The following is a 21,661-nucleotide window of genomic DNA, read 5'->3' as shown; positions in this document are numbered from 1 at the left end:
TAAATCAAGTGTCTATTCCCCATGCATTCCTGCTTGGCATGTGTTTGGTGTTTTTTTTCGTTTGTGATCTGCTGTATGAACCTGTTTGATAAGTGAATATACGGTAATTTCAGGAGCGTTTACGACGATGGATCTTCCCTACGTCAGCAGTGCATTAGGCATCCTTCATCCGGTTTGTATTACTAAAGGGCGTAATGCAGAGGTATGGGATGAGGCGGGGCAGCGTTATATCGACTTTATTGGTGGTATTGGTGTGCTTAACCTGGGGCATGGCCACCCAGCGGTGGTCGAGGCCGTCAAGGCGCAGGTCGATACCCTCATGCATTCAGCGTTTAATGCATTGCCTCACCGTGGCTACCTTTCTGTCGTAGAGCGCCTTGATCAGTTTGTACCGGTTTCTTACCCGCTTGGATGCATGTTGACGAATAGTGGCGCGGAAGCGACAGAAAATGCACTGAAAGTCGCCCGTGGTGTCACTGGTCGCCAAGGCGTTATTGCCTTTGACGATGCTTTCCACGGTCGCACGTTGGCAGCACTCAATTTGAACGGCAAAGTTAAACCCTATAAAGCAGGATTAGGAGCGCTTCCAGGCCCCGTTTATCACGTACCGTTTCCTAGCCAAGATAGTGGGGTATCCGCCGAGCAGTCGCTGGCTGCGTTAGAGCGTGTTTTTGACGTAGAGATTGCCCCCAGCGAAGTGGCCTGTTTCATCGTTGAGCCTATTCAGGGAGAAGGCGGATTTCGCTTACTTTGTCCCCAGTTTGCCAAAGCGCTGCGGGCAATCTGCGATCAGCATGGCATTATATTGATTTGTGACGAAATCCAATCAGGTTTCGGACGAACCGGTATGCGCTTTGGTTTCAGTCACTTAGGCATCGAACCCGACCTACTTCTACTAGGAAAAAGTATTGCATCAGGTCTTCCACTCGCCGCCTTAGTAGGTCGTAAAGAGTTAATGGATGCATTACCGAAAGGCGCGTTGGGAGGTACTTATTCGGGTAATGCGGTGGCCTGCGCAGCCGCACTGGCGGTGATGGATATCATGCAAGACGAGGCGCTAAGCGCTTGGGGTAAGGCCCAAGAAGCGGCGATTGTTAGTGCTTACCAGCGCTGGAAGGCAAGTGAGCGTTTCCCCATGGTGGGGGCTATGACAGGTATAGGCGCGATGCGCGGCATCGTTTTTGAAGACACTGAAAACGCAACGGGTGCGGAGCACTTAGCCAACTTGTTGGTAGCCGGTCGTGATGCCGGAGTTTTATTAATGCCCAGCGGTCGCAAACGTAATGTCTTACGCTTATTACCACCGTTGACTACAGAACCCGAAATCATGACAGAGGGGCTAGGGCTCATCGAGCAGGCGCTGGAGACGCTCAAGGCATGATCGCAATGGTCAGTGCGGTGGCACTGCGAAGAGGGTATGTGGCGTTTCTCGAAGCCTTGCGCGCCCGCGGTTTTGAAGGTGAAATTGCCCCCGACTATGCCAACCGCACAGTTCTGGCGACGGATAATTCGATTTACCAGCGCCTGCCCCAGGCGGCGGTCTACCCCAAGCATGCAGCAGACCTAGAACGCCTGACCCGACTGGCCGCGCAGACCTCCCACCGGGGCATTGTGTTGACCCCGCGGGGCGGCGGCACCGGCACCAACGGTCAGTCGCTCACCGACGGCATCGTGGTGGATATATCCCGCCACATGAACCAGATCCTGGAGATCGATGTAGAAGCACGCCGGGTGCGCGTGCAGGCCGGGGTGGTGAAAGACCAGCTCAACGCTGCGCTCAAGCCCCACGGGCTGTTTTTCGCCCCTGACCTCTCGACCTCTAACCGCGCCACCATTGGCGGTATGATTTCTACCGATGCCAGCGGCCAGGGCAGCTGCGAATACGGCAAAACCCGTGATCATGTGCTGGAACTCGATACCGTTCTGATCGGTGGAAAGCACCTGCACAGCCGGGCGCTAACACAGGACGAAGAGCAGGCTGAGTGTCAGCAAGAAGGCATTCTTGGTCTCGTGCATACCACCGCGGCCGAGATTATCGATCAGCAGCGTGAGTTGATTGAGACAACCTTTCCGCCGCTCAACCGCTGTTTAACCGGCTACGATCTGGCCCACCTGCGCAACGATGAGGGGCAGCTGAACCTCAACAGCCTGCTGTGTGGCTCGGAAGGCTCGCTGGGCTTTCTGAACGAAGCGGTGTTGAACGTGCTGCCGATTCCAAATCACTCCATTCTAGTCAATGTGCGCTACACCAGTTTTATGGACGCCCTGCGAGATGCTAAAGCGCTCATGGCCGCTCGTTCTTCACAACCCCAGCCGCAGACGCTGCGCCCCACCTCTATCGAAACCATCGACGACACCGTGCTGCAACTGGCCATGGAAGACTTCGTCTGGGACAGCGTAGCAGCGTTTTTCCCTGCTTTAAAAACGCCGATTCGCGGTATCAACTTGGTCGAATTCAATGACGATGACCCTGAGCGCTTGGCCGAGCGGGTGCGGGCGTTCACTGAGCACTTGAGCCAGAACACGACTGTCGAACGGCTGGGCTACACCCTGGCCGAAGGGCGCGGGCAGATTCAGAAAGTCTATGCCATGCGCAAACGCTCGGTGGGCCTGCTTGGCAACGTCCAGGGCGAGAAGCGGCCCATTCCGTTTGTGGAAGACACCGCGGTGCCCCCGGAGCAGTTGGCCGACTTCATCGCCGAGTTCCGTGCCGCGCTGGATGCCCGAGGGCTCTCCTACGGCATGTTTGGCCACGTGGACGCCGGGGTACTCCACGTACGTCCGGCCATTGATATGAAGGATCCCGAGCAGGAGCAATTGATTCGTGCGGTGTCCGATGAAGTTGCCGCACTTACCCAAAAATATGGCGGGCTGCTATGGGGCGAACACGGCAAGGGCGTGCGCTCTGAGTACGCTCCCAAGTTCTTCGGCAAACTCTATCCCAGCCTACAGCGGGTTAAAGCCGCGTTTGACCCCTACAATCAGTTGAACCCCGGCAAGATCGCCACCCCCGCCGAGGGGAACCAACTGATTGCCAGAGAGAGCGACCCTGATTTGCTGGCGATCGATGGCGTCACTACTCGTGGCCAGTTGGATCGCACCATCGGCGAGCGTGCCTGGCAGGCCTACGACGCCGCGGTGTACTGCAACGGTAACGGCGCCTGCTACAACTACGATTTAGACGACCCCATGTGCCCTTCTTGGAAAGCGACGCGGGATCGCCGCCACTCGCCCAAAGGCCGCGCCAGTCTGATCCGCGAGTGGCTACGCCTGCAATCCCAGGCAGGGATTGACGTGGTTGAAGAGTCACGCAAGAAGAAAGCCGAAGGCGGCTGGGGCTTTATTAAAAGCTTTCCGTTAAGAGTGGCTAATACGCTAAGCCGCAAGCAGCACCACGACTACTCCCATGAAGTTTATGATGCCATGGCGGGCTGTTTGGCGTGTAAGTCCTGCGCCGGACAGTGCCCCGTCAAAGTCAACGTCCCTCAGTTCCGTTCGCAGTTTTTAGAGGTCTACCACGGCCGCTACCTGCGCCCGCTGCGTGATTACGTCATCGGTAGTACCGAGTTTATGCTGCCTACCCTGTCCAAGGCCGCGCCGCTGTATAACGCGGTGATTGGCCAACGTTGGGTGGAAAAACTGATGCGCCGTACGCTGGGCATGAGCGATTCACCGGCGCTTTCACGGGCCAGTGTGAAAAAGCAGCTGAAGGCCTGGGGCGTCGCCGAGGCAACGCCGCTCTCGCTGTCCCTATTAACCGAACAGCAGCGCGCCAATAGCGTGATTATTGTGCAGGATGCCTTCACTACCCACTTTGAAGCCAAGCTGGTGATGGACGTTGTGGAACTGCTATCGCGCCTCAATCTACGCGTGTTTGTGATGCCCTATTCGGCTAACGGCAAACCCCTCCAGGTACAGGGCTTTCTGGGCGCCTTCGAACGTACCGCCGCCAAGCAGGCCGAACGGCTACGCACGTTGGCCCGCTTTGATATCCCCCTGGTGGGCATCGACCCGGCGATGACGCTCACCTACCGCCAGGAGTACGTCAAAGCGCTAGGTAATGAGGCCGTGCCAGAGGTGCTGATGCTGCAGGAGTGGCTGGCGACCCGCATTAACATGCTAGCGCCCAACCAGCTTAAGCTAACCGACCCCGGCTTTAAGCTGCTCTCCCACTGCACCGAGCAAACCAATGCACCGGGTAGCCTTAAAGCATGGCAGCAAGTGTTCGCGGCCTTTGGGTTAGAGCTTGAGCTGATGGCCACCGGCTGCTGCGGTATGTCTGGCACCTACGGCGACGAAACTCGCAACGCCGCTACGTCAAAAACCATCTACGCTCAGTCCTGGCAGCCCCACGTAGAGGCACATGAAAACGCAGGCAAACTATTGGCGACAGGCTACTCCTGTCGTAGCCAAGTGAAGCGTTATTCGCAACAAGTACTGCTGCACCCGTTACAGGCGCTGTTGGCGCAATGGAAGTCAGCATCTCATCTTCAAATTAACAGTATGCAAAAGAGAGCTACGAAATGACCCAAACAACACTTCTTCCAACCGATGATATTCGTGACCGTTTCTCTAAGGCTATGTCGGCCATGTATCAAGCAGAGGTGCCGCAGTACGGCACGCTGCTTGAACTCGTCGAGCGCGTTAACCAAGAAACGCTTAGTCAGCAGCCTGAATTGCAACGTCGCCTGGAAGCACAGGGTGAACTGGCCCGCTTGAGCGTAGAGCGCCACGGGGCAATTCGCGTGGGTACTGCCTCAGAGCTTTCCATGTTGCGCCGCCTGTTTGCCGTTATGGGCATGTACCCAGTGGGTTATTACGATCTTTCCGAAGCGGGTGTTCCGGTTCACTCAACAGCCTTCCGACCCATCGAAGATGAAGCGCTGGCACGCAACCCTTTCCGCATTTTTACATCGCTACTGCGTTTAGAGTTAATCGAAAGCGAGACGCTGCGCCAGCGCTCAGAGGAAATTCTGGCCAAGCGAGATATTTTTACACCAGGCGCGCGTGAGTTCATTGAACGTCACGAAACCCAGGATGGATTAACCAGCGAAGAGGCCGATCAGTTTGTAAAAGAAGCCCTGGAAACCTTCCGTTGGCACCAAGATGCGACGGTCGATTTGGATACCTATCATGCGCTTCAAGATGAGCACCGTTTGATTGCCGATGTAGTGTGCTTCCGTGGGCCGCATATTAATCACCTGACGCCGCGCACCCTGGATATTGACGAAGTGCAGCGCCGCATGCCGGAGATGGGCATGAATCCTAAGCTCGTTATTGAAGGGCCACCGCAGCGAGAATGCCCCATATTGCTGCGCCAAACCAGCTTTAAAGCGTTAGAAGAATCAATTCGCTTTGCCGGTGATGCGCAAGGCACCCACACCGCTCGCTTTGGTGAAATTGAGCAGCGGGGTGTGGCGCTAACGCCGAAAGGGCGTGCACTTTATGACCAGTTGCTTACTGAAGGTCGCAAGCAAACCGCTGGGCTGGATAACGATTCGCACCAAACGGTAATGAAAAACGTATTTGCCAAATTCCCTGACAACGACGAGGCAATGCGCCGTGAGGCATTAGCGTATTTTCACTATTATCTGACCGAGAAAGGGCAGGCCAATAAAGACGTTGGAAGTACCGATATCAATGCGTTAATCGCGCAGGGGCTGGTGGAAGTACAGCCGATTACCTATGAAGACTTTCTGCCGGTGAGTGCGGCGGGTATTTTCCAGTCGAATCTAGGTGGAGGGCAGAACGAGGCCTATGCCGGAAATGCGAATCGTGATGCCTTTGAAGAAGCTTTGGGTGCTCAGGTAACCGACGAGTTATCGCTCTACGCAGAGCGCGAGCGGGCATCGAAAGCAAGTGTCTTGGCGAGTTTGAAAGGCGAGGTACACGCCTAGGCCCTGGATGGAGGTGGCACAATGACGTGCCACCGGTTATTTCCAATCCATCAAGATTTAGCGCGCCCAGGTTAGTTCCGAGCGCGCTTAAGAAGGCAATTTAAGGTATGTCCGAAGAGGCTTGGAGATTAAATAAGCACTCTTAGGCATTGGCCCGCGTGGTATAGAGAGAAGCCACCTTCATAGGCACAGCTCCATAGTGGGCGTACCTTGATGGGTTTCGGCTGCGATACCGGCAGGGGGAGCAGGCTGTCATCGCCCTTGGCAATATAGTGAGCAAATCCTTGCCCAACCACAGTGCCGGTAGTAATGCCGCGTCCGTTATAACCAGTAGCTGACAATATCCCAGGGGCCGGTTCAAAAATACGCAAGGTGTGATCCGGTGTGAAGGCGACCTTACCGGTCCAGGTGTACTGCCAGCGAACGCTGCCAAGCGCGGGAAAGTAGTGATTCTGTATCGTATCGGCCCAGTGAGTGAGATAAGAAAGAGGCTTTCCTTCGCCTTTGCCCAGGCTGCCAAGAATAAGGCGGCCCTCCTTGTCGCGACGAATACTGCTAAGCACGGTGCGAGTGTCCCAGGCGCCTTGCTTCTCTGGGAGAATTGCATCGGCGGCTTCACCAATTAGTGGCTCTGATGCCAATTGAAAGAAGTGCCCGGTGAAAAAGTGCTGGCGAACTTGGTTCCAACCATCTTCCGTATAAGCGTTGGTTGCCATCACCACTCTATTTGCTGTGACGCTACCGCCTTCGGTCATTACTCGCCAGCGATCCCCGTGCCGCTCGATTCCCGTTGCCGCACTGTGGCAGTAAAGCGTAGCCCCTGAGTTGGCCGCCGCGCGGGCAAGCCCACGCGTATAGCCACAGGGATTGATAGTGCCCGCGCGTTCGTCAAGAAGCGCTGTATGTATTTGTGAGGTGCCCGTCATACGCTCGCATTCCTCACCTTCCAGTAAGGTCACCGGTGCCCCACGATGTTGCAACTGATCCCGGCGGCGGGCAAGTTCTTGGCAGCCTTTGGCGTTATGGCCAAGGTGAAGGGTTCCAGTACGAGTAGCGTCACACTGAATAGCATGGCCCTCAATGATCTCGAAGACCTTTGAGGGCGCGCCGCCTAGAATAGTATTAACCCGCTCACCGTTCTCTTTGCCTAGCGCGGCCACAATGTCATCGGGAGGTATCCAAAGCCCGGCGTTAACCAGGCCAACACTGCGTCCTGACCCGCCACTGGGGATATCTCCCGCCTCTAGCAAGGTTGTTTTGATATCTTTCTCGGCCAGATGCATCGCAGTGGAGAGGCCCGTAATCCCGCCGCCCACCACACACACATCGACCTCTTCATGGCTGGCTAACACGGGGTAGTCTAGAGGCGTTTCGGCACTTGTTTGGTGCCAAAGGCAGCGCTCGGAGAGGGGCGTTGGCATTTTAATACCTCCTTAAAAAGAAGCGCAGGCCGGCCCAAGGCCGACCTTGTATGGCTATGAAGCAGAGTGTTGAGAGGTGGGGGCGGAGTGCGGTGCATCAGTAGCGTTTGTTTCTGGCTGCTCAGGTTCGTCGCGAGGAATAAAGCGGCCGGTTAGGGCCCAAAGTAGTCCGAATAGCGGCGATAGCCAGCAAGCGAAGGCGAAAGGTGCATAAGCCAGTGTGGGTACACCAATGGTCGATGACACAAACCCGCCGCCCATGTTCCAAGGAATCAATGGGGAAGACAGCGTGCCGTTGTCTTCGATCGAGCGCGACAGCGTACAGGTTTTATAGCCCATGGCTTGATACTGACCTTTTAGCAACCGGCCGGGTAATACCAGCGTTGTATACACATCGCCGATAATAGTACTCACCGCGAGCGTAGTGCCGGAGCTTGTTGCTACGAGGCTGAAACGACCTTTAATCAGCCGCATTAGCTGTTTAATAATGGCATCAACGGTGCCATAGGCTTCCAACATGCCAGCGAAACCTAACGCAAAGAACGTTAAGGTAACGACCCAGGTCATGGAGAGAACGCCGCCACTGCTTAGCAGCGCATCAATCGCAGAATTGCCGGTATCGCTGCTAAAACCATTCTGCATGGCATCAAACACCGCGTGTAAGGTCTCGCCTTGAACACCGATGGCAACTAAGCCGCCTATAGCAGCGCCGGTAAAAATGGTCGGAAAAGGAGGGAACTTGGCGAGTGCCAAGCCAATGACCACACAGGGTGGGATAAGCGTTACCCAAGAAAGTGTAAAGGTTTCATCAAGCGCCTGACGAAAGGTTGCAATATCGGTGCTTCGTTCGAACTGACCACCATAGCCAGCGCCGAGCCATACATAGAGCACCAGCGCTATCAACATAGCGGGCACCGTGGTCGCCATCATGCTGCGTATATGGCTCCATAAATCAGTTTCACAGACGGCCGGTGTTAGGTTGGTTGTCTCCGATAGCGGTGACATTTTATCGCCAAAAAAGGCACCTGATACTAGCGCGCCGCCTGTTAGGTGCATGGGAATACCCAACCCTTCCCCGATCCCCATTAGGGCAAGCCCAAGTGTCCCTACCGTGCCCCAGGAGGTGCCCGTTGCGAGGGAGACCAGCGCACTAATGACACAGGTGGCTACTAGAAAGTAGGAGGGCGAAACCAACTGAAAACCATAATACATCAGGGTGGGCACTGTGCCGGAAAGGATCCAGGTGCCAATCACCATGCCTACCGCTAATAGAATAAAAATGGCGGGCATGCCTAGCTTGACCACCTCAAGCATTGAGGCTTCCATCTTTTCCCAGGGAACGCCGCGTATACGCCCGCACATGGCGCAAATCATAATCCCGAAAGCTAAGGGAATATGGGGAGTAAAGTCAGAGAAGATAAAAAACTGCAGTATAAGAATGGCGGTAGTGGCCAGCAGCGGAAGTAGAGCCATCGCGAGGCCCGGCGTCGGGCCGATTTGGACATCGTCACTCATACATCACCTTCTTTTTTTATGTTGTTAGTAAGGGCCCTTTACATTAGAGCCCTTGCTTGTTGGGAAGGGTTAGTCGAACTTAATGCCTTGGGCTAATGGGAGTTCGCGAGAGTAGTTAACGGTGTTGGTTTGGCGTCGCATATAGCTCTTCCAGACGTCAGAGCCAGACTCACGTCCACCACCGGTCTCTTTCTCGCCCCCAAACGCCCCACCAATTTCAGCGCCGCTGGGGCCGATGTTGACGTTAGCGATGCCGCAATCACTGCCGACTGCGGATACGAAGGTTTCAGCTTCACGAACATCGGTAGTAAAGATGCAGGATGACAAGCCTTGGGGAACATCGTTATTGGTGGCAATAGCCTCTTCCAGCTCCTTATAGGTAAGAACATAGAGAATGGGCGCAAAGGTTTCGTGCTTAACTAGTGAGTCTTGTTCTGCCACTTCAACAATGGCAGGCGCCACGTAGTAACCTTCATCACTATTAGCGATCTCAACACGGTCTCCGCCGAAGACATTGGCACCATGCTCACGCGCTTTGGCCAGTACACTCTGCATCGCGTCAAAGGCTTGGTGATCAATCAATGGGCCGACTAGGCTTCCTTTAAGTGGGTTGCCGATACTCACATCGCTGTAAGCCTTTTTCAGTCGCAATAGCACTTCATCTTTAATGGATTCATGCACGATTAAACGGCGTAGCGTAGTGCAGCGCTGCCCCGCCGTGCCGACCGCTGAGAATAGAATGGCACGAGTCGCCATATCCAGGTCTGCGCTTGGTGCTAACACCATGGCATTATTGCCGCCCAGCTCAAGAATGCTGCGGCCAAAACGCGCCGCCACTTTGGGACCTACTTCGCGACCCATACGTGTGCTGCCAGTGGCACTGATAAGCGCCACTCGTGAGTCATCTACTAACTGCTCGCCAGCCGCTCGCTCACCAATAATTACTTGGCTTAAATGCTTGGGCGCTTCGTCACCGAACGCTTCAATCGCGCGCTCTAGCAGAGCTTGGCATGCCAGCGCCGTTAACGGTGTTTTTTCCGAAGGCTTCCATAGCAAGCTATTACCGCACACCAGCGCTAAGACTGAATTCCATGCCCAAGGGGCAACGGGAAAATTGAAGGCAGTAATCAGTCCAATCGGGCCTAAGGGGTGCCAACTTTCCCGCATATGGTGGCCAGGGCGCTCAGAAGCAATGGTCAGGCCAAACAGTTGGCGGGATTGACCAACCGCAAGGTCGCAAATGTCGATCATTTCCTGAACTTCGCCCAGGCCCTCTGGAAGAATTTTGCCACACTCCCAGGTGACCAACTCGCCAAGCGATTGTTTGTGTTGACGCAATTGTTCGCCAAACAAACGAACCAATTCACCACGCCGAGGGGCTGGAACACTTTTCCAGGCGAGAAAGGCTTTTTCTGCATTCGCGATAGCGGTATCCACGTCGCTGTTGGAGGCCGTTTTTAGACGGCCAATCTCGCTGCCATCAATGGGCGTTGTCACCACCAGGTCGCCGCCTTGATACTGCTCTTTTGCGACACCCATTTTTTCCATCAGGGAATGAATCATTGCTTCACCAAGTATTGAGTTGTGAGTAAATTGGTTGCAGCGCCAGTATTGCTAGGGTATTGGTGAGCCATCAAACGATGTTTATGAAAAATATCATTCCTTTATTTCATGAGGTGGATTGGAATGCGACGTCGACATTTGCCTTCTTTGACCGGCCTGCACTGTTTTGAAGCAGCTGCTCGCCACCTAAGTTTCACCCGCGCAGCGGACGAACTTAGTTTGACCCAGAGTGCTGTAAGCAAGCAGGTGTCGCAGTTGGAAATGACCCTGCAACATCCGTTATTTAGAAGGGTGAGAAAGCGTCTTCACTTGACCCCAGAGGGGGCGGTTTACCTCAGTGAGGCGCGCAAAATATTAGCCCAGGTAGAAATGTCGACACGCTACATGCAGTCCTATGGCGTCGAGGCCGATGTGCTAAATGTTGCCACATTGCCCACTTTTGGTGCGCGATGGCTAATCCCAAGATTGAACGGATTTCGTTTTAAACATCCCAGTATTAATCTCAATATTTCTAATCGTTCCGAGCCATTTGACATGCAAAAGGAGCGTATTGAGATCGCCTTCTTTTTTGGTCATGGGGTATGGCCGCGTGCAGAATGCATTAAATTATTAGATGAGGAAGTAGTGCCTGTTTGTGCACCTGATGTAATGAGTCAAACGGATGTCAATGATCCGCTGGCACTCACCAAGATGATCCTGTTGCAGGTATCTACTCGGCCAGAAGCCTGGCACGACTGGTTTGAAGCCCAACATCTATATACCGAACACAGCTATCACGGACCAAGGTTTGATACTTTTTATATGTCCCTTCGAGCAGCGCGAGCAGGTTGCGGTGTCGCGTTAGTACCAAGATTTCTTGCTCAAGAAGAGCTCGATGAAGGGAAATTAGTTATTCCTTGGCAGTTTTCACTTAACAGCCAAGATGCTTACTATATCCTGAATCCGTGAAGCCGGCGCCGACACTTTCCCTATCACCGCCAGCGAGCACTTTTTGATCATTCGCCCCGTGCAAGTTGGCTTTCGCAAGCCCGTTATTGCCAAAACCCACCGTGCTGATCGGTGCTGACGGCCCGTTTTGTCATGCCTTTCCACCCGCCAGGCACGACATATCTGGCGATCGCGTGTCGCTTGGAACTGCTTGTGGATAGAGTGTCGCCGATTGACGGTCAGCATGGCGTTCCTCGTGGATAACGCAGTCGGCTCCGCAGCGTCTTGAGCACCGTCATGCGCCCGATATCCTGCCCGAAGTCGAGGATGATCTGCCGTGCCTTGTGAATCACGAGAGCCGCACGGTGCACCAACTCTTGTAGCACGGTGCGCAGCCGGCGCCGCTTGGCCGGGTGGCGAACCGGGCTCAGCTCGCCGGTCATGCCCAGCTGTCCCATCAGGCGCAGGATGTTGTAGGCCAACTGGGCGAGATGCAGGATCAGATCGTTGGTGGCGAACTTGCCGGACGGCAAGCGCTCCAGGTCGAGATCGGTCTTGATCTCGCTGTGAAACTGCTCATGGGTGGCATGCGCCTGGTAGCGCTTGATCACCGCCTCCGGCGCCTCGTCCAGGCTGGTCCACCAGCCTTCCAACTCATAGTCCGGTTCGAGCAGCAACTGGCCATCGCGATCGGCGGTGCGCTCGACCAGGCGCATCACGCGTTGGACGACGTATTCGGTCTTGTTGTCGTCGTGGATCGAGACGGTCTGCGTCCACAGCGCCTGGCGCTTGCCAGGACGCAGCTCTTCCCAGTAGTCCGCCGCCACCGCCAGCCAGGTATCTCGATCAGCCGTGGCCGAGCCACGCGGGTTCCATTTGACGACATAGTCGAGCCGGCGCCCCTCGTCGGCAAAGACCTGGCGTTGCTGTTCGAGAAGCGCCAGGTGCGCCTGGCTGTCGAAGCCGCTGTCCTCGCGTAACAGGATCGGTTGCTTGGTCAAGCATTGGGCGCGAGGCAGTACCCGCTCCAGGAAGGCGTTGCTCTCCTTCATGGTGTGCTGCTTGCCAGGCCGCAGTTCCAGACCCAGGCACCACCCTTCGTTGCCCAGATAGGCGGCGATCGGGGTGTAGCCATCGACCTTCTGGTAGGTCCGCGAGACGCCTTCCTTCTTCGAGTTGCTGTTGTCCATGACGAAGGTGTCGATGTCCAGGCAGACGTGCGTCGTCTCGGCGGTGATCGGTGCTTCGATCAGTGACAGCAGGGTCGTGGACCAGGTGGCGGTGCGCGCCTGCAGGTCGTTGGCGGCAAGTTTCTCCAGCCGCTGTCGCAGCGTCGCCGCGCTCGGCACCTTCTGCAGGGTCAGCAGTTGTTGGAAGGGCTTGTCGCGGCGGAAGTTCTCGACAGCGTCATAGTCGCTCATGCCCAGACACAGCAGGCCCAGGTAGCTCTTGATCACGTCACTGGTGCGCATGCCCAGCGTGGTGGGGAAGCGGCTGTCGATGCTGTCGACGCCAGCGATCTCGAAGCATTGCCCGATGATGGACAGCCCGGCGTGGCTGGTGAGGGTGCGGCGACTGGCGCGGAACTTTATGTTGGGCATGGCACTGTCTGGGCGAATGGCGATAATGGCTATATTGCCATGCAGGTCAGTGGGTTAGAAGTGCTTCCGGGGGCCGGTCTCACGGATTCAGGGAAAGGTCAACGGTGCCTTGATGCTCCTGGGAATGACCTAAACTTCCGTCAGCGTACTTAACCCAGCCCTCCCATCCAAGGACTCTCGTAGTCTTTCCTCTAAGAATACGAAGCAATTCCATTGCATCGGCATACCCGACGACTATTTCATCCTCTACCGCTGATCTGTTTATTATTTCTTCGTAGCTATACATGACGGGGACACATTAACGCTTAAGCACAGCGGCGCGAGTTTACGAGCGTCCGGCGCCCGGTAGGGCGCGAACTGGTGCGTATGGTTACGTGTTTAATCACGACTCCGCCTCCCGTGCTTAATGTAATAATGAGGTATCGCTACTGCGCCTAAAAGCACCATGTACGATATCCACCAACCTCGGTTTTGTAGCTTCCGAAGACCGCTATCACGAATGCAAACTGCCAGTGTGATGACGGACATTAATAGCACTACTACCCATAAAGCATCTACTATTCCCTTTGGGACTACCCTTTCTCCCGAACCCCAATAATAGGGCACGTTCATATTGAAAGCGACAATATATGCTACCGCCAAAACGATCGTAACAATCAGTATCGTCTTCTCAAGCTTACTCATAGATACACGTAACAGTGATTATACGCCCTTCAACATAACACTATTTTCATCCGCTGCAATTCTGGCGGCCGCCGCTTTCAGGTCCGCTCTCTGACTCTGTGCCATCTCGACAAGCTGGCTGGTCGGAGGCAGGTCTTCGAGCGTCACATCAAGCTCGCCGGTCACCCCAACGGCATCGGAGGGGGACACCCCGAGCACTTCGGTAAGGTCAATTTTTGATTGCTCGAGCTTTTGTTCCGCCGAGGCTTTTTGATTCCGGGCCCTGGCAAGCCCAATGACTGCGGTATTGAGATCAATCCGGGTTTGTTTACCCTGTTTTACGGACATTTCAACCAGGTCTTTGGTGCGTTGCATAAGTTCAACGGCACGGGTTGCGGTTTCCAACTCTTTCTGAGCCAGCAGTATCCGGAAATAGGCGGCCCGCACCCGCGCCTTGGTGGCTACCTTCAGGTATTCAAGCTCCTGTTGCCGGGACGTGAGATTACTCCGGGCACGCGACTGCCCAAGGTCGCCGCGATTACCCATCCAGATCTCCTGAGTAACCCTCACCCCATATTCCAGGGACTCGTCGGCCTGATCCGGGGCCTGACGGGCCCCCAACTCAAACTCTGGATTGCTCGGCGCCCAGCGGCTGGCATGATCAAGCTGTCCCTGCTGTATCGAGACCGCGGCCCGCCTCAAAGCCAATACCGGGCTATTCTCGAAAGCCATCACCATGGCCTGGTTCAGGGAAACAGCCTGGCTGGCTTTGGCCTGCTGATATTCTTTCAGCGACACACTCTCTTTTGCCTGGGCCGACACCATAGGAGAGACGGCCAAGGCTCCCGGAACTATCATCGCGCACAACAACAATCGTTTGTTCATTCAGTATCATCCTGGCTGTTTGACTGAGGTCAGTGAGTCAGCATTTTTGCGTGGGAATCTGGAACGACCTTACAGACAAACCTTTAATACAGTTTGAAATTCAGGCACCGGATAAGAAATGAGCTTTGGCGGCAGGGGGGGCAGAGGTAAGGGCGAGGATGTCGAGTCACCGGGCGTCAAGGCAGGCGCACGATGGTGGGTTCTTGCATGATAAATAAAAACCGGCCCGTCATTTGGGCCGGCTTTTTATTCTGGATCTGAATTGCTTGTGATCACTTGGCCGATCAGAAACTCCTGCTCCAACCCAGCCAGAACTTCGGATCATCCGAGTTGACAGAGCCAAGCGCGTCGGTTGACTCAATGTCCGCGTACTCCACGTTAACACTGAAAGAACCGAAGTTTCCCGCATCCTTTGTAACGTTGGCGGCGACGTGTGAATAACTTGCCTCGCCGACAGAAGCCTTGCCGTCATCAGCGAAGTCGTAATAGCCAAGCGTCACACCGGCACTGTAGCTGTCCTCCAGAGGCACCCCAACAGAGGCGTAGTAATAGGCATCCCCCTGCACGAACACCCCATCACCACTGGTGTCGCTGTTGATCGTGTAGGCCAGGCCGATGGCCGCAATGCCATAACTGATCTCGCCGTACAGTTCGCCGAAGTCGATGGAGTCCGGCGCGTCAGGATACGCATAATAAATGTACCCAACGTCATAACCCAGTTCTTCCACAGAGCCGGAGAATCCGGCATAAAGATCAAGCTCATAGCTGGTGCCGTCACCAAAATCGACATTGGAACCCCAACCACCGGCGTAGAAGCCCGACGCATGCTCATAATCCAACCCTCCCTGGACAGCCGCAGCCCCGTCTGTCTGGGTGACGCCCCGGAACAGATAGTTGCTGCTGGCGCTCACATTTGAGCTGACGTCAGCGCTAACAATGGCGGGCGCAGCCTGAAGTGCTGCAAGCAAAGTGATACTGATAAATCCGGATTTGGTGAAAAACTGCTTCTTCATAATGGATACCTTCGGTTGGGTTTCATTGCTCCAAATATGATTTAGCAAAAGTCTTGCCACATCTTATTTATTCTTGTTTATCATTATTATAGAGACAAATCGGCACATTCTGAGCTTGCCCCCGAAAAACGACCCAACACCTAGCGCCCCAGAACCTGTCACCGGCCCGGACCAGCGCCCTGTTTTGATGCATTCTCTGTAACCATTCTCCTGAATCCGTGAAGCCGGCGCCGACACTTTCCCTATCACCGCCAGCGAGCACTTTTTGATCATTCGCCCCGTGCAAGTTGGCTTTCGCAAGCCCGTTATTGCCAAAACCCACCGTGCTGATCGGTGCTGACGGCCCGTTTTGTCATGCCTTTCCACCCGCCAGGCACGACATATCTGGCGATCGCGTGTCGCTTGGAACTGCTTGTGGATAGAGTGTCGCCGATTGACGGTCAGCATGGCGTTCCTCGTGGATAACGCAGTCGGCTCCGCAGCGTCTTGAGCACCGTCATGCGCCCGATATCCTGCCCGAAGTCGAGGATGATCTGCCGTGCCTTGTGAATCACGAGAGCCGCACGGTGCACCAGCTCTTGTAGCACGGTGCGCAGCCGGCGCCGCTTGGCCGGGTGGCGAACCGGGCTCAGCTCGCCGGTCATGCCCAGCTGTCCCATCAGGCGCAGGATGTTGTAGGCCAACTGGGCGAGATGCAGGATCAGATCGTTGGTGGCGAACTTGCCGGACGGCAAGCGCTCCAGGTCGAGATCGGTCTTGATCTCGCTGTGAAACTGCTCATGGGTGGCATGCGCCTGGTAGCGCTTGATCACCGCCTCCGGCGCCTCGTCCAGGCTGGTCCACCAGCCTTCCAACTCATAGTCCGGTTCGAGCAGCAACTGGCCATCGCGATCGGCGGTGCGCTCGACCAGGCGCATCACGCGTTGGACGACGTATTCGGTCTTGTTGTCGTCGTGGATCGAGACGGTCTGCGGCCACAGCGCCTGGCTGTCGAAGCCGCTGTCCTCGCGTAACAGGATCGGTTGCTTGGTCAAGCATTGGGCGCGAGGCAGTACCCGCTCCAGGAAGGCGTTGCTCTCCTTCATGGTGTGCTGCTTGCCAGGCCGCAGTTCCAGACCCAGGCACCACCCTTCGTTGCCCAGATAGGCGGCGATCGGGGTGTAGCCATCGACCTTCTGGTAGGTCCGCGAGACGCCTTCCTTCTTCGAGTTGCTGTTGTCCATGACGAAGGTGTCGATGTCCAGGCAGACGTGCGTCGTCTCGGCGGTGATCGGTGCTTCGATCAGTGACAGCAGGGTCGTGGACCAGGTGGCGGTGCGCGCCTGCAGGTCGTTGGCGGCAAGTTTCTCCAGCCGCTGTCGCAGCGTCGCCGCGCTCGGCACCTTCTGCAGGGTCAGCAGTTGTTGGAAGGGCTTGTCGCGGCGGAAGTTCTCGACAGCGTCATAGTCGCTCATGCCCAGACACAGCAGGCCCAGGTAGCTCTTGATCACGTCACTGGTGCGCATGCCCAGCGTGGTGGGGAAGCGGCTGTCGATGCTGTCGACGCCAGCGATCTCGAAGCATTGCCCGATGATGGACAGCCCGGCGTGGCTGGTGAGGGTGCGGCAACTGGCGCGGAACTTTATGTTGGGCATGGCACTGTCTGGGTGAATGGCGATAATGGCTATATTGCCATGCAGGTCAGTGGGTTAGAAGTGCTTCCTGGGGCCGGTCTCACGGATTCAGGTATATGGCCTACCCAGAACATATGGCTGATTTGCATAAGGTCAAATCATTTACTGGATGGATCAAAGCGCGCCTATAATTATTAATTATTTTTAGCATATTTAATGCATTGCTAGCCATGGAGAGAGCAGCAGAATCAGCACAAATGCCACTCAATGAACTACATTGAACACAACAGTTGGTTCCTTCTTTGATTTTAAAATATTGTTCGGGTGTTAGTTGAACACTACAAATGCCAGGAATAGGGGTTGAGTTGAAATTCGAACTTTGGAAGTAGGTAAAAAAGTGAATACTTAACTTTCTGAGCGCGGGCTTTCACTCTCAGAAATTTCTTGATATAGGTAAGACTCCTTTCAGGTATATTTGCTTGTAACACTACCGGCACTAACTACGATCACATTAGAGGCAATCATGTACCCAGATGTAAAACTTTTTATCAATGGCGAGTGGTGTAGTGCGTTAGCTGGCAAGACGATTCCAGTGATGAACCCGGCGACAGAAGAGATCATTGGGCATATTGCTCACGCTGAGAAGGGCGATCTCGATTTGGCTGTCAACGCAGCAGAGCATGGTTTTAAAGCCTGGAGAGCAACTCCGGCATTTGAACGTAGCAAAGTGATGCGCCGAGCCGCCGAACTCTTACGTGAGCGTGTTGACAAGATTTCTTTGATCATGACAACCGAGCAGGGCAAGCCGCTGGCACAGGCGCGTATGGAGACGCTGGGTGCCGCCGATACCATCGACTGGTTCGCTGAAGAAGCACGACGTACATATGGTCAAGTGATTCCTTCGCGGCAGGCTAATGTTCAGCAGTTGGCAGTAAAAACTCCAGTTGGCCCGGTGGCTGCTTTTACACCTTGGAATTTCCCGATCAACCAAATCGTTCGTAAGTTATCTGCTGCGCTAGCGGCGGGATGCTCTATTATCGTCAAGGCGCCGGAAGACACTCCTGCGGCCCCCGCCGAGCTGATTCGTGCCTATGCTGATGCTGGAGTGCCAGCAGGCGTCGTCAATCTCGTCTTCGGCGTACCTGCTGAGATTTCAGAATATCTAATTTCTCATCCCTCCATTCGCAAAATCTCGTTCACTGGTTCAACTTCAGTCGGCAAGCATCTTGCGGCGTTAGCAGGCCAGCATATGAAAAAGGCAACGATGGAGCTTGGCGGTCACGCACCGGTAATTGTCTTTGAAGATGCTGATCTCGATACTGCCGCTAAACAGCTTGCTGGAGCCAAGTTCCGCAACGCCGGCCAAGTATGCATCGCGCCGACACGCTTTCTCATCCAAGAAAGCATCTATGAGAGATTTATTGATAAGTTCGTTGCCGCTGCTAGCGAAATCAAAGTTGGAAATGGCCTCAATGAAGATACAACTATGGGTCCGATGGCCCATCAACGAGGCCTTGAGTCGCTCGAACGTTTCGTAAACGACGCGATTGAGAAGGGCTCGAAAGTCCGTCTCGGCGGCAAGCGCTTTGGAGAAAAAGGCTTTTTCTTCGAGCCCACCGTTCTTTCCGAGGTTCCATTGGATGCCAATGCAATGAGCGAAGAACCCTTTGGTCCACTGGCACTATTGGTACCTTTCTCGACGTATGAACAAGCCGTTATGGAAGCTAACAGATTGCCCTACGGGCTTGCCGCTTACGCTTATACGCGCTCCAACGCAACCGCGATGGCACTGGGGCGTGATATCGAAAGCGGCATGTTGACGATCAACCACATAGGTTTCGGCCTGCCTGAAACACCATTTGGTGGCGTGAAAGACTCGGGTTACGGAACCGAAGGAGGCAGCGAGGCGATCGACGCATATCTTGATACGCGCTTTATCTCACAAGCAGGGATTTGAATGCCTTGACCACGCATATCCAATAGGGGAGGTGGTAAGTGGGTATTTTCTTTACCGCGTAGGGGGTGTTTTTGGGCCTGATCAGTCCCAGAGACAGAGAAGATTCAAGTACCTGAACATGGCTGAAGAGACCTTACCTGACAGGCAGGTTAAGCTACTACGATACGAGTAGCGTTAAGCGTCAGGCCGCCCGGGCCAAGTGTTGATTGAAGTACACTTCACCGGGTGTCGCATCCTTCAGTCCATGATTGCCAATTAGGTACAACAAACCTTCGCGTTATTGGGGGGTGCTGTATTTCACATTGCCCGTCAAAACCTTATTGGCGTAGTCAATGACGCAACCCAGCCGAAAATCGGTATAGATTTGATATTCCTCACCCGATCGGCTGGTGCGAGGCTTTGGCTACACCGATTACATCAGTCGCAGGTCCCGCTTACGGTTCACCTCGTGTTCCCAGACAATTGAGATGGGCCCTCATCCACCGGGAGCCGGAGGCAGGCGTATGCAAGTGCCCCTCGTCGAGAAGCATCCGCGATAAATCCTCGACCAGCTTGCCTCAGCATTGAAAGTAGACTGATGAGCGGCTGAAGCTTAACCTCTGTCACTTCTCTGTCGTGAAGTGACATCGCGCTTCTGCGACTTGAACTTGGACAGGTGCTGGATTCGCCTCAACGATCAAACCTACGTGAAAAAACTGCATTCCACCGCCAGTTGCAGATTTTACGATAGAGCATATCGAGTATTTTGGGCGTTCTTGCAATTCTTATCTTTAAAGATCCTATGGGGTCGTCCAGTAGCCCAGGCTTCCACAGGCTAACCATGGTGGGCTAATCGATTCGGGCGATGATCTTCGGCGTGCTGTGATCGTCCCTGAGTGCAGTGAGTACAACCTTGGCCCTGAAGCCGCAGGTGTATTATCTATGTTTACCGCTTGATCGGAATTTTAGGGAACCATTTTATGGTCGGCCACGGCTGATAAGAGGCTTGGTTCTTTTTTTTTGCTCACAGCAGCTTGCCGGGATTGAATAGCCCTTGAGGATCCAGTAACGCCTTGATGCGCTCCATCATGGCCAGGGCGATGGGGTCTTTGTAGCGGCGCAACTCGGTCCGCTTGGCGAGTCCGATACCATGTTCTGCCGAAATAGAGCCGTTCATGTCGGCCACCAGGTCATGTATAGCACGATTGAACTGGGGCGTCAGGTCCATAAATGCAGCAGCATTCATATCTACAGGTTGGCTGATGTTGAAGTGGAGATTGCCGTCACCGACATGGCCGAAGGCGCAAATGCGGGATGTAGGAAGGATCGAGAGACAGGTAGCACTCGCGGCCTCGATAAAATCCGCGATACCCGACACCGGAACGGAGATGTCGTGCTTGATCGATGCGCCTTCAGCTATTTGTGCTTCCGCGACACTTTCACGCAGCCGCCATAACGCCTTAGATTGCGTGCTGCTATTCGCGATAACAGCATCGCGAACTACGTCATTCTCGAAGGCGTCTGCCAAGGCCGCTTCCAGTCGTGCATTCAGATCGAGGTCGGCATCCGGTGTCGTCAGTTCGATTAGAGCGTATGACGCATAGCCCACATTGAAGGGGTCACGTGCACCATGAATATGAGAAAGCACGGCGTCCATTGCAAAGCGTGGCAGGAATTCGAAAGCTGTCAAAGTATCGCTAAGCCGATCCCGCAATTGTTCGTACAGTGCCAGCACCTGGTGCGGAGTATCACAACCGACTAGGGCGGTGGCTTTACCACGGGGCAGGGGGAAGAGCTTGAGAACGGCAGCCGTAATGATACCCAGTGTGCCCTCAGAGCCAATGAAAAGATGCTTAAGGTCGTACCCGGTGTTGTCCTTACGTAACGCCGTCAAACTGTTCATGACACTACCGTCGGCTAGTACCACTTCCAGACCGAGCACCAGATCACGGGCATTGCCGTAGCGCAGCACATTGATACCGCCGGCATTCGTGGCCAAATTTCCCCCAATTTGGCATGATCCCTCTGCGGCAAGCGATAAGGGAAATAGGCGTCCTACGTCCTGTGCGGCGTCTTGTACTACCTGCAGGATGCAGCCCGCCTCCACAGTGATTGTGGCATTAGTAGGATCGATATCACGAATGCGATTCATGCGTCCCAAGGCAACGACGATACTCTGCTGCGGTACGCCGCCGCCGACCAGTCCTGTATTCCCGCCTTGTGGCACCAACGAAACACCATGCTCGCGACACTGCTCTACAATGAATGCAACCTCGGCGGTACAGGTCGGCATCACCACGGCCAATGCATGCCCTGGATATAGTCTGCGCTGTTCTTGGACGTAAGGAAGCATGTCTGATTCCTCGGTCAGCACGTAGTCTGCCCCGAGTTGACAAACCAGCGTGTTGAGCAACTCTTCAGCGATCATTTGTCGGTTCAAAGCGTCAGACATGTATGCTCCAATGAGAGAGAGTATCGAAGTCAGGAATGTCATCCGCGCTTCGCACGATAGTGTTTCGCGTTAAAATGCATCCGGGATCGGTAGATATTTCGCAGCTTTAAAATCGACAGTCATGGTTCATAGATCATGGCCGTCCAGTAATGGGTATCCGCCACTAAAATCTTCG

The 21,661-nt window shown here is 54.7% G+C and carries 13 protein-coding genes; 5 read left to right on the top strand and 8 right to left on the bottom strand.

The window, feature by feature from the left end; genetic code table 11:
* Window positions 1-127: 127 nt before the first annotated feature.
* From ACXUPB_RS19925 to hglS, 3 genes are read left to right on the top strand one after another with little or no spacing between them, the layout of a single operon-like run.
* On the top strand, window positions 128-1,381 hold the full coding sequence (locus tag ACXUPB_RS19925) for a 2-aminoadipate transaminase (RefSeq protein WP_335597097.1): 1,254 nt from the start codon (window positions 128-130) through the stop codon (window positions 1,379-1,381).
* Complete coding sequence (gene ydiJ / locus ACXUPB_RS19920) at window positions 1,378-4,527, top strand: D-2-hydroxyglutarate dehydrogenase YdiJ (protein ID WP_472954304.1); 3,150 nt, start codon at window positions 1,378-1,380, stop codon at window positions 4,525-4,527. The genes ACXUPB_RS19925 and ydiJ overlap by 4 nt, the downstream gene beginning before the upstream one ends.
* Complete coding sequence (gene hglS / locus ACXUPB_RS19915) at window positions 4,524-5,897, top strand: 2-oxoadipate dioxygenase/decarboxylase HglS (protein WP_472954301.1); 1,374 nt, start codon at window positions 4,524-4,526, stop codon at window positions 5,895-5,897. Before ydiJ ends, hglS begins: the two co-directional genes overlap by 4 nt.
* A 128-nt stretch (window positions 5,898-6,025) precedes the next feature.
* Here hglS and amaA read toward each other — a convergent pair whose 3' ends face one another.
* The 3 genes from amaA to amaB all read right to left on the bottom strand — a co-directional run bounded on the left by amaA (window position 6,026) and on the right by amaB (window position 10,396).
* A complete protein-coding gene (amaA, locus tag ACXUPB_RS19910) occupies window positions 6,026-7,318 on the bottom strand; it encodes an L-pipecolate oxidase (RefSeq protein WP_472954299.1) in 1,293 nt (430 codons plus the stop codon).
* Between the two features lie 54 nt (window positions 7,319-7,372).
* Window positions 7,373-8,833 (bottom strand): Na+/H+ antiporter NhaC, encoded by a 1,461-nt coding sequence (nhaC, locus tag ACXUPB_RS19905; protein ID WP_246286707.1) that lies wholly within the window; start codon window positions 8,831-8,833, stop codon window positions 7,373-7,375.
* 69 nt (window positions 8,834-8,902) lie between these two features.
* Window positions 8,903-10,396, bottom strand: a complete 1,494-nt coding sequence (gene amaB / locus ACXUPB_RS19900) for an L-piperidine-6-carboxylate dehydrogenase (protein ID WP_472954296.1) — start codon at window positions 10,394-10,396, stop codon at window positions 8,903-8,905.
* Between the two features lie 123 nt (window positions 10,397-10,519).
* Between amaB and ACXUPB_RS19895 the strand changes: the two genes are divergently transcribed.
* On the top strand, window positions 10,520-11,344 hold the full coding sequence (locus tag ACXUPB_RS19895) for a LysR substrate-binding domain-containing protein (protein WP_472954294.1): 825 nt from the start codon (window positions 10,520-10,522) through the stop codon (window positions 11,342-11,344).
* A gap of 218 nt (window positions 11,345-11,562) precedes the next feature.
* Here the strand turns inward: ACXUPB_RS19895 and ACXUPB_RS19890 are convergent, their stop codons facing one another.
* The 4 genes from ACXUPB_RS19890 to ACXUPB_RS19875 form a co-directional block, all read right to left on the bottom strand.
* On the bottom strand, window positions 11,563-12,924 hold the full coding sequence (locus ACXUPB_RS19890) for an IS1380 family transposase (RefSeq protein ID WP_074210231.1): 1,362 nt from the start codon (window positions 12,922-12,924) through the stop codon (window positions 11,563-11,565).
* A gap of 702 nt (window positions 12,925-13,626) precedes the next feature.
* On the bottom strand, window positions 13,627-14,472 hold the full coding sequence (locus ACXUPB_RS19885) for a TolC family protein (protein ID WP_197746125.1): 846 nt from the start codon (window positions 14,470-14,472) through the stop codon (window positions 13,627-13,629).
* A 284-nt stretch (window positions 14,473-14,756) separates the two neighbouring features.
* The gene (locus ACXUPB_RS19880; RefSeq protein WP_062363658.1) at window positions 14,757-15,485 is read right to left on the bottom strand and encodes a TorF family putative porin; all 729 of its coding nucleotides are present in this window, start codon (window positions 15,483-15,485) and stop codon (window positions 14,757-14,759) included.
* A gap of 440 nt (window positions 15,486-15,925) precedes the next feature.
* The gene (locus ACXUPB_RS19875; RefSeq protein ID WP_172416275.1) at window positions 15,926-17,119 is read right to left on the bottom strand and encodes a transposase; all 1,194 of its coding nucleotides are present in this window, start codon (window positions 17,117-17,119) and stop codon (window positions 15,926-15,928) included.
* 502 nt (window positions 17,120-17,621) lie between these two features.
* On the opposite strand from ACXUPB_RS19875, the gene ACXUPB_RS19870 reads away from it, so the two are divergent.
* Window positions 17,622-19,055, top strand: a complete 1,434-nt coding sequence (locus tag ACXUPB_RS19870) for an NAD-dependent succinate-semialdehyde dehydrogenase (protein ID WP_472954291.1) — start codon at window positions 17,622-17,624, stop codon at window positions 19,053-19,055.
* A 1,003-nt stretch (window positions 19,056-20,058) separates the two neighbouring features.
* On the opposite strand, the gene ACXUPB_RS19865 is transcribed toward ACXUPB_RS19870, so the two are convergent.
* Window positions 20,059-21,486, bottom strand: coding sequence for an FAD-binding oxidoreductase (locus tag ACXUPB_RS19865; protein WP_472954289.1), 1,428 nt, complete (start codon window positions 21,484-21,486; stop codon window positions 20,059-20,061).
* Between the last annotated feature and the right edge of the window lie 175 nt (window positions 21,487-21,661).

It is taken from the genome of Vreelandella sp. DA03-1M (genome assembly GCF_055725665.1).
The sequence above is the reverse complement of the archived record's forward strand: the minus strand, read 5'-3'. Positions and strand labels throughout refer to the sequence as shown.

What these genes read in the sequence shown, in the direction of transcription:
- ydiJ (WP_472954304.1), top strand. Translation starts at nt 1,378, where the DNA reads ATGATCGCAATGGTCAGTGCGGTGGCACTGCGAAGAGGGTATGTGGCG.
- ACXUPB_RS19865 (WP_472954289.1), bottom strand. Translation starts at nt 21,486, where the DNA reads ATGTCTGACGCTTTGAACCGACAAATGATCGCTGAAGAGTTGCTCAAC.
- ACXUPB_RS19875 (WP_172416275.1), bottom strand. Translation starts at nt 17,119, where the DNA reads ATGCCCAACATAAAGTTCCGCGCCAGTTGCCGCACCCTCACCAGCCAC.
- ACXUPB_RS19885 (WP_197746125.1), bottom strand. Translation starts at nt 14,472, where the DNA reads ATGAACAAACGATTGTTGTTGTGCGCGATGATAGTTCCGGGAGCCTTG.
- amaA (WP_472954299.1), bottom strand. Translation starts at nt 7,318, where the DNA reads ATGCCAACGCCCCTCTCCGAGCGCTGCCTTTGGCACCAAACAAGTGCC.
- hglS (WP_472954301.1), top strand. Translation starts at nt 4,524, where the DNA reads ATGACCCAAACAACACTTCTTCCAACCGATGATATTCGTGACCGTTTC.
- ACXUPB_RS19870 (WP_472954291.1), top strand. Translation starts at nt 17,622, where the DNA reads ATGTACCCAGATGTAAAACTTTTTATCAATGGCGAGTGGTGTAGTGCG.
- ACXUPB_RS19925 (WP_335597097.1), top strand. Translation starts at nt 128, where the DNA reads ATGGATCTTCCCTACGTCAGCAGTGCATTAGGCATCCTTCATCCGGTT.
- ACXUPB_RS19890 (WP_074210231.1), bottom strand. Translation starts at nt 12,924, where the DNA reads ATGCCCAACATAAAGTTCCGCGCCAGTCGCCGCACCCTCACCAGCCAC.
- amaB (WP_472954296.1), bottom strand. Translation starts at nt 10,396, where the DNA reads ATGATTCATTCCCTGATGGAAAAAATGGGTGTCGCAAAAGAGCAGTAT.
- ACXUPB_RS19895 (WP_472954294.1), top strand. Translation starts at nt 10,520, where the DNA reads ATGCGACGTCGACATTTGCCTTCTTTGACCGGCCTGCACTGTTTTGAA.
- nhaC (WP_246286707.1), bottom strand. Translation starts at nt 8,833, where the DNA reads ATGAGTGACGATGTCCAAATCGGCCCGACGCCGGGCCTCGCGATGGCT.
- ACXUPB_RS19880 (WP_062363658.1), bottom strand. Translation starts at nt 15,485, where the DNA reads ATGAAGAAGCAGTTTTTCACCAAATCCGGATTTATCAGTATCACTTTG.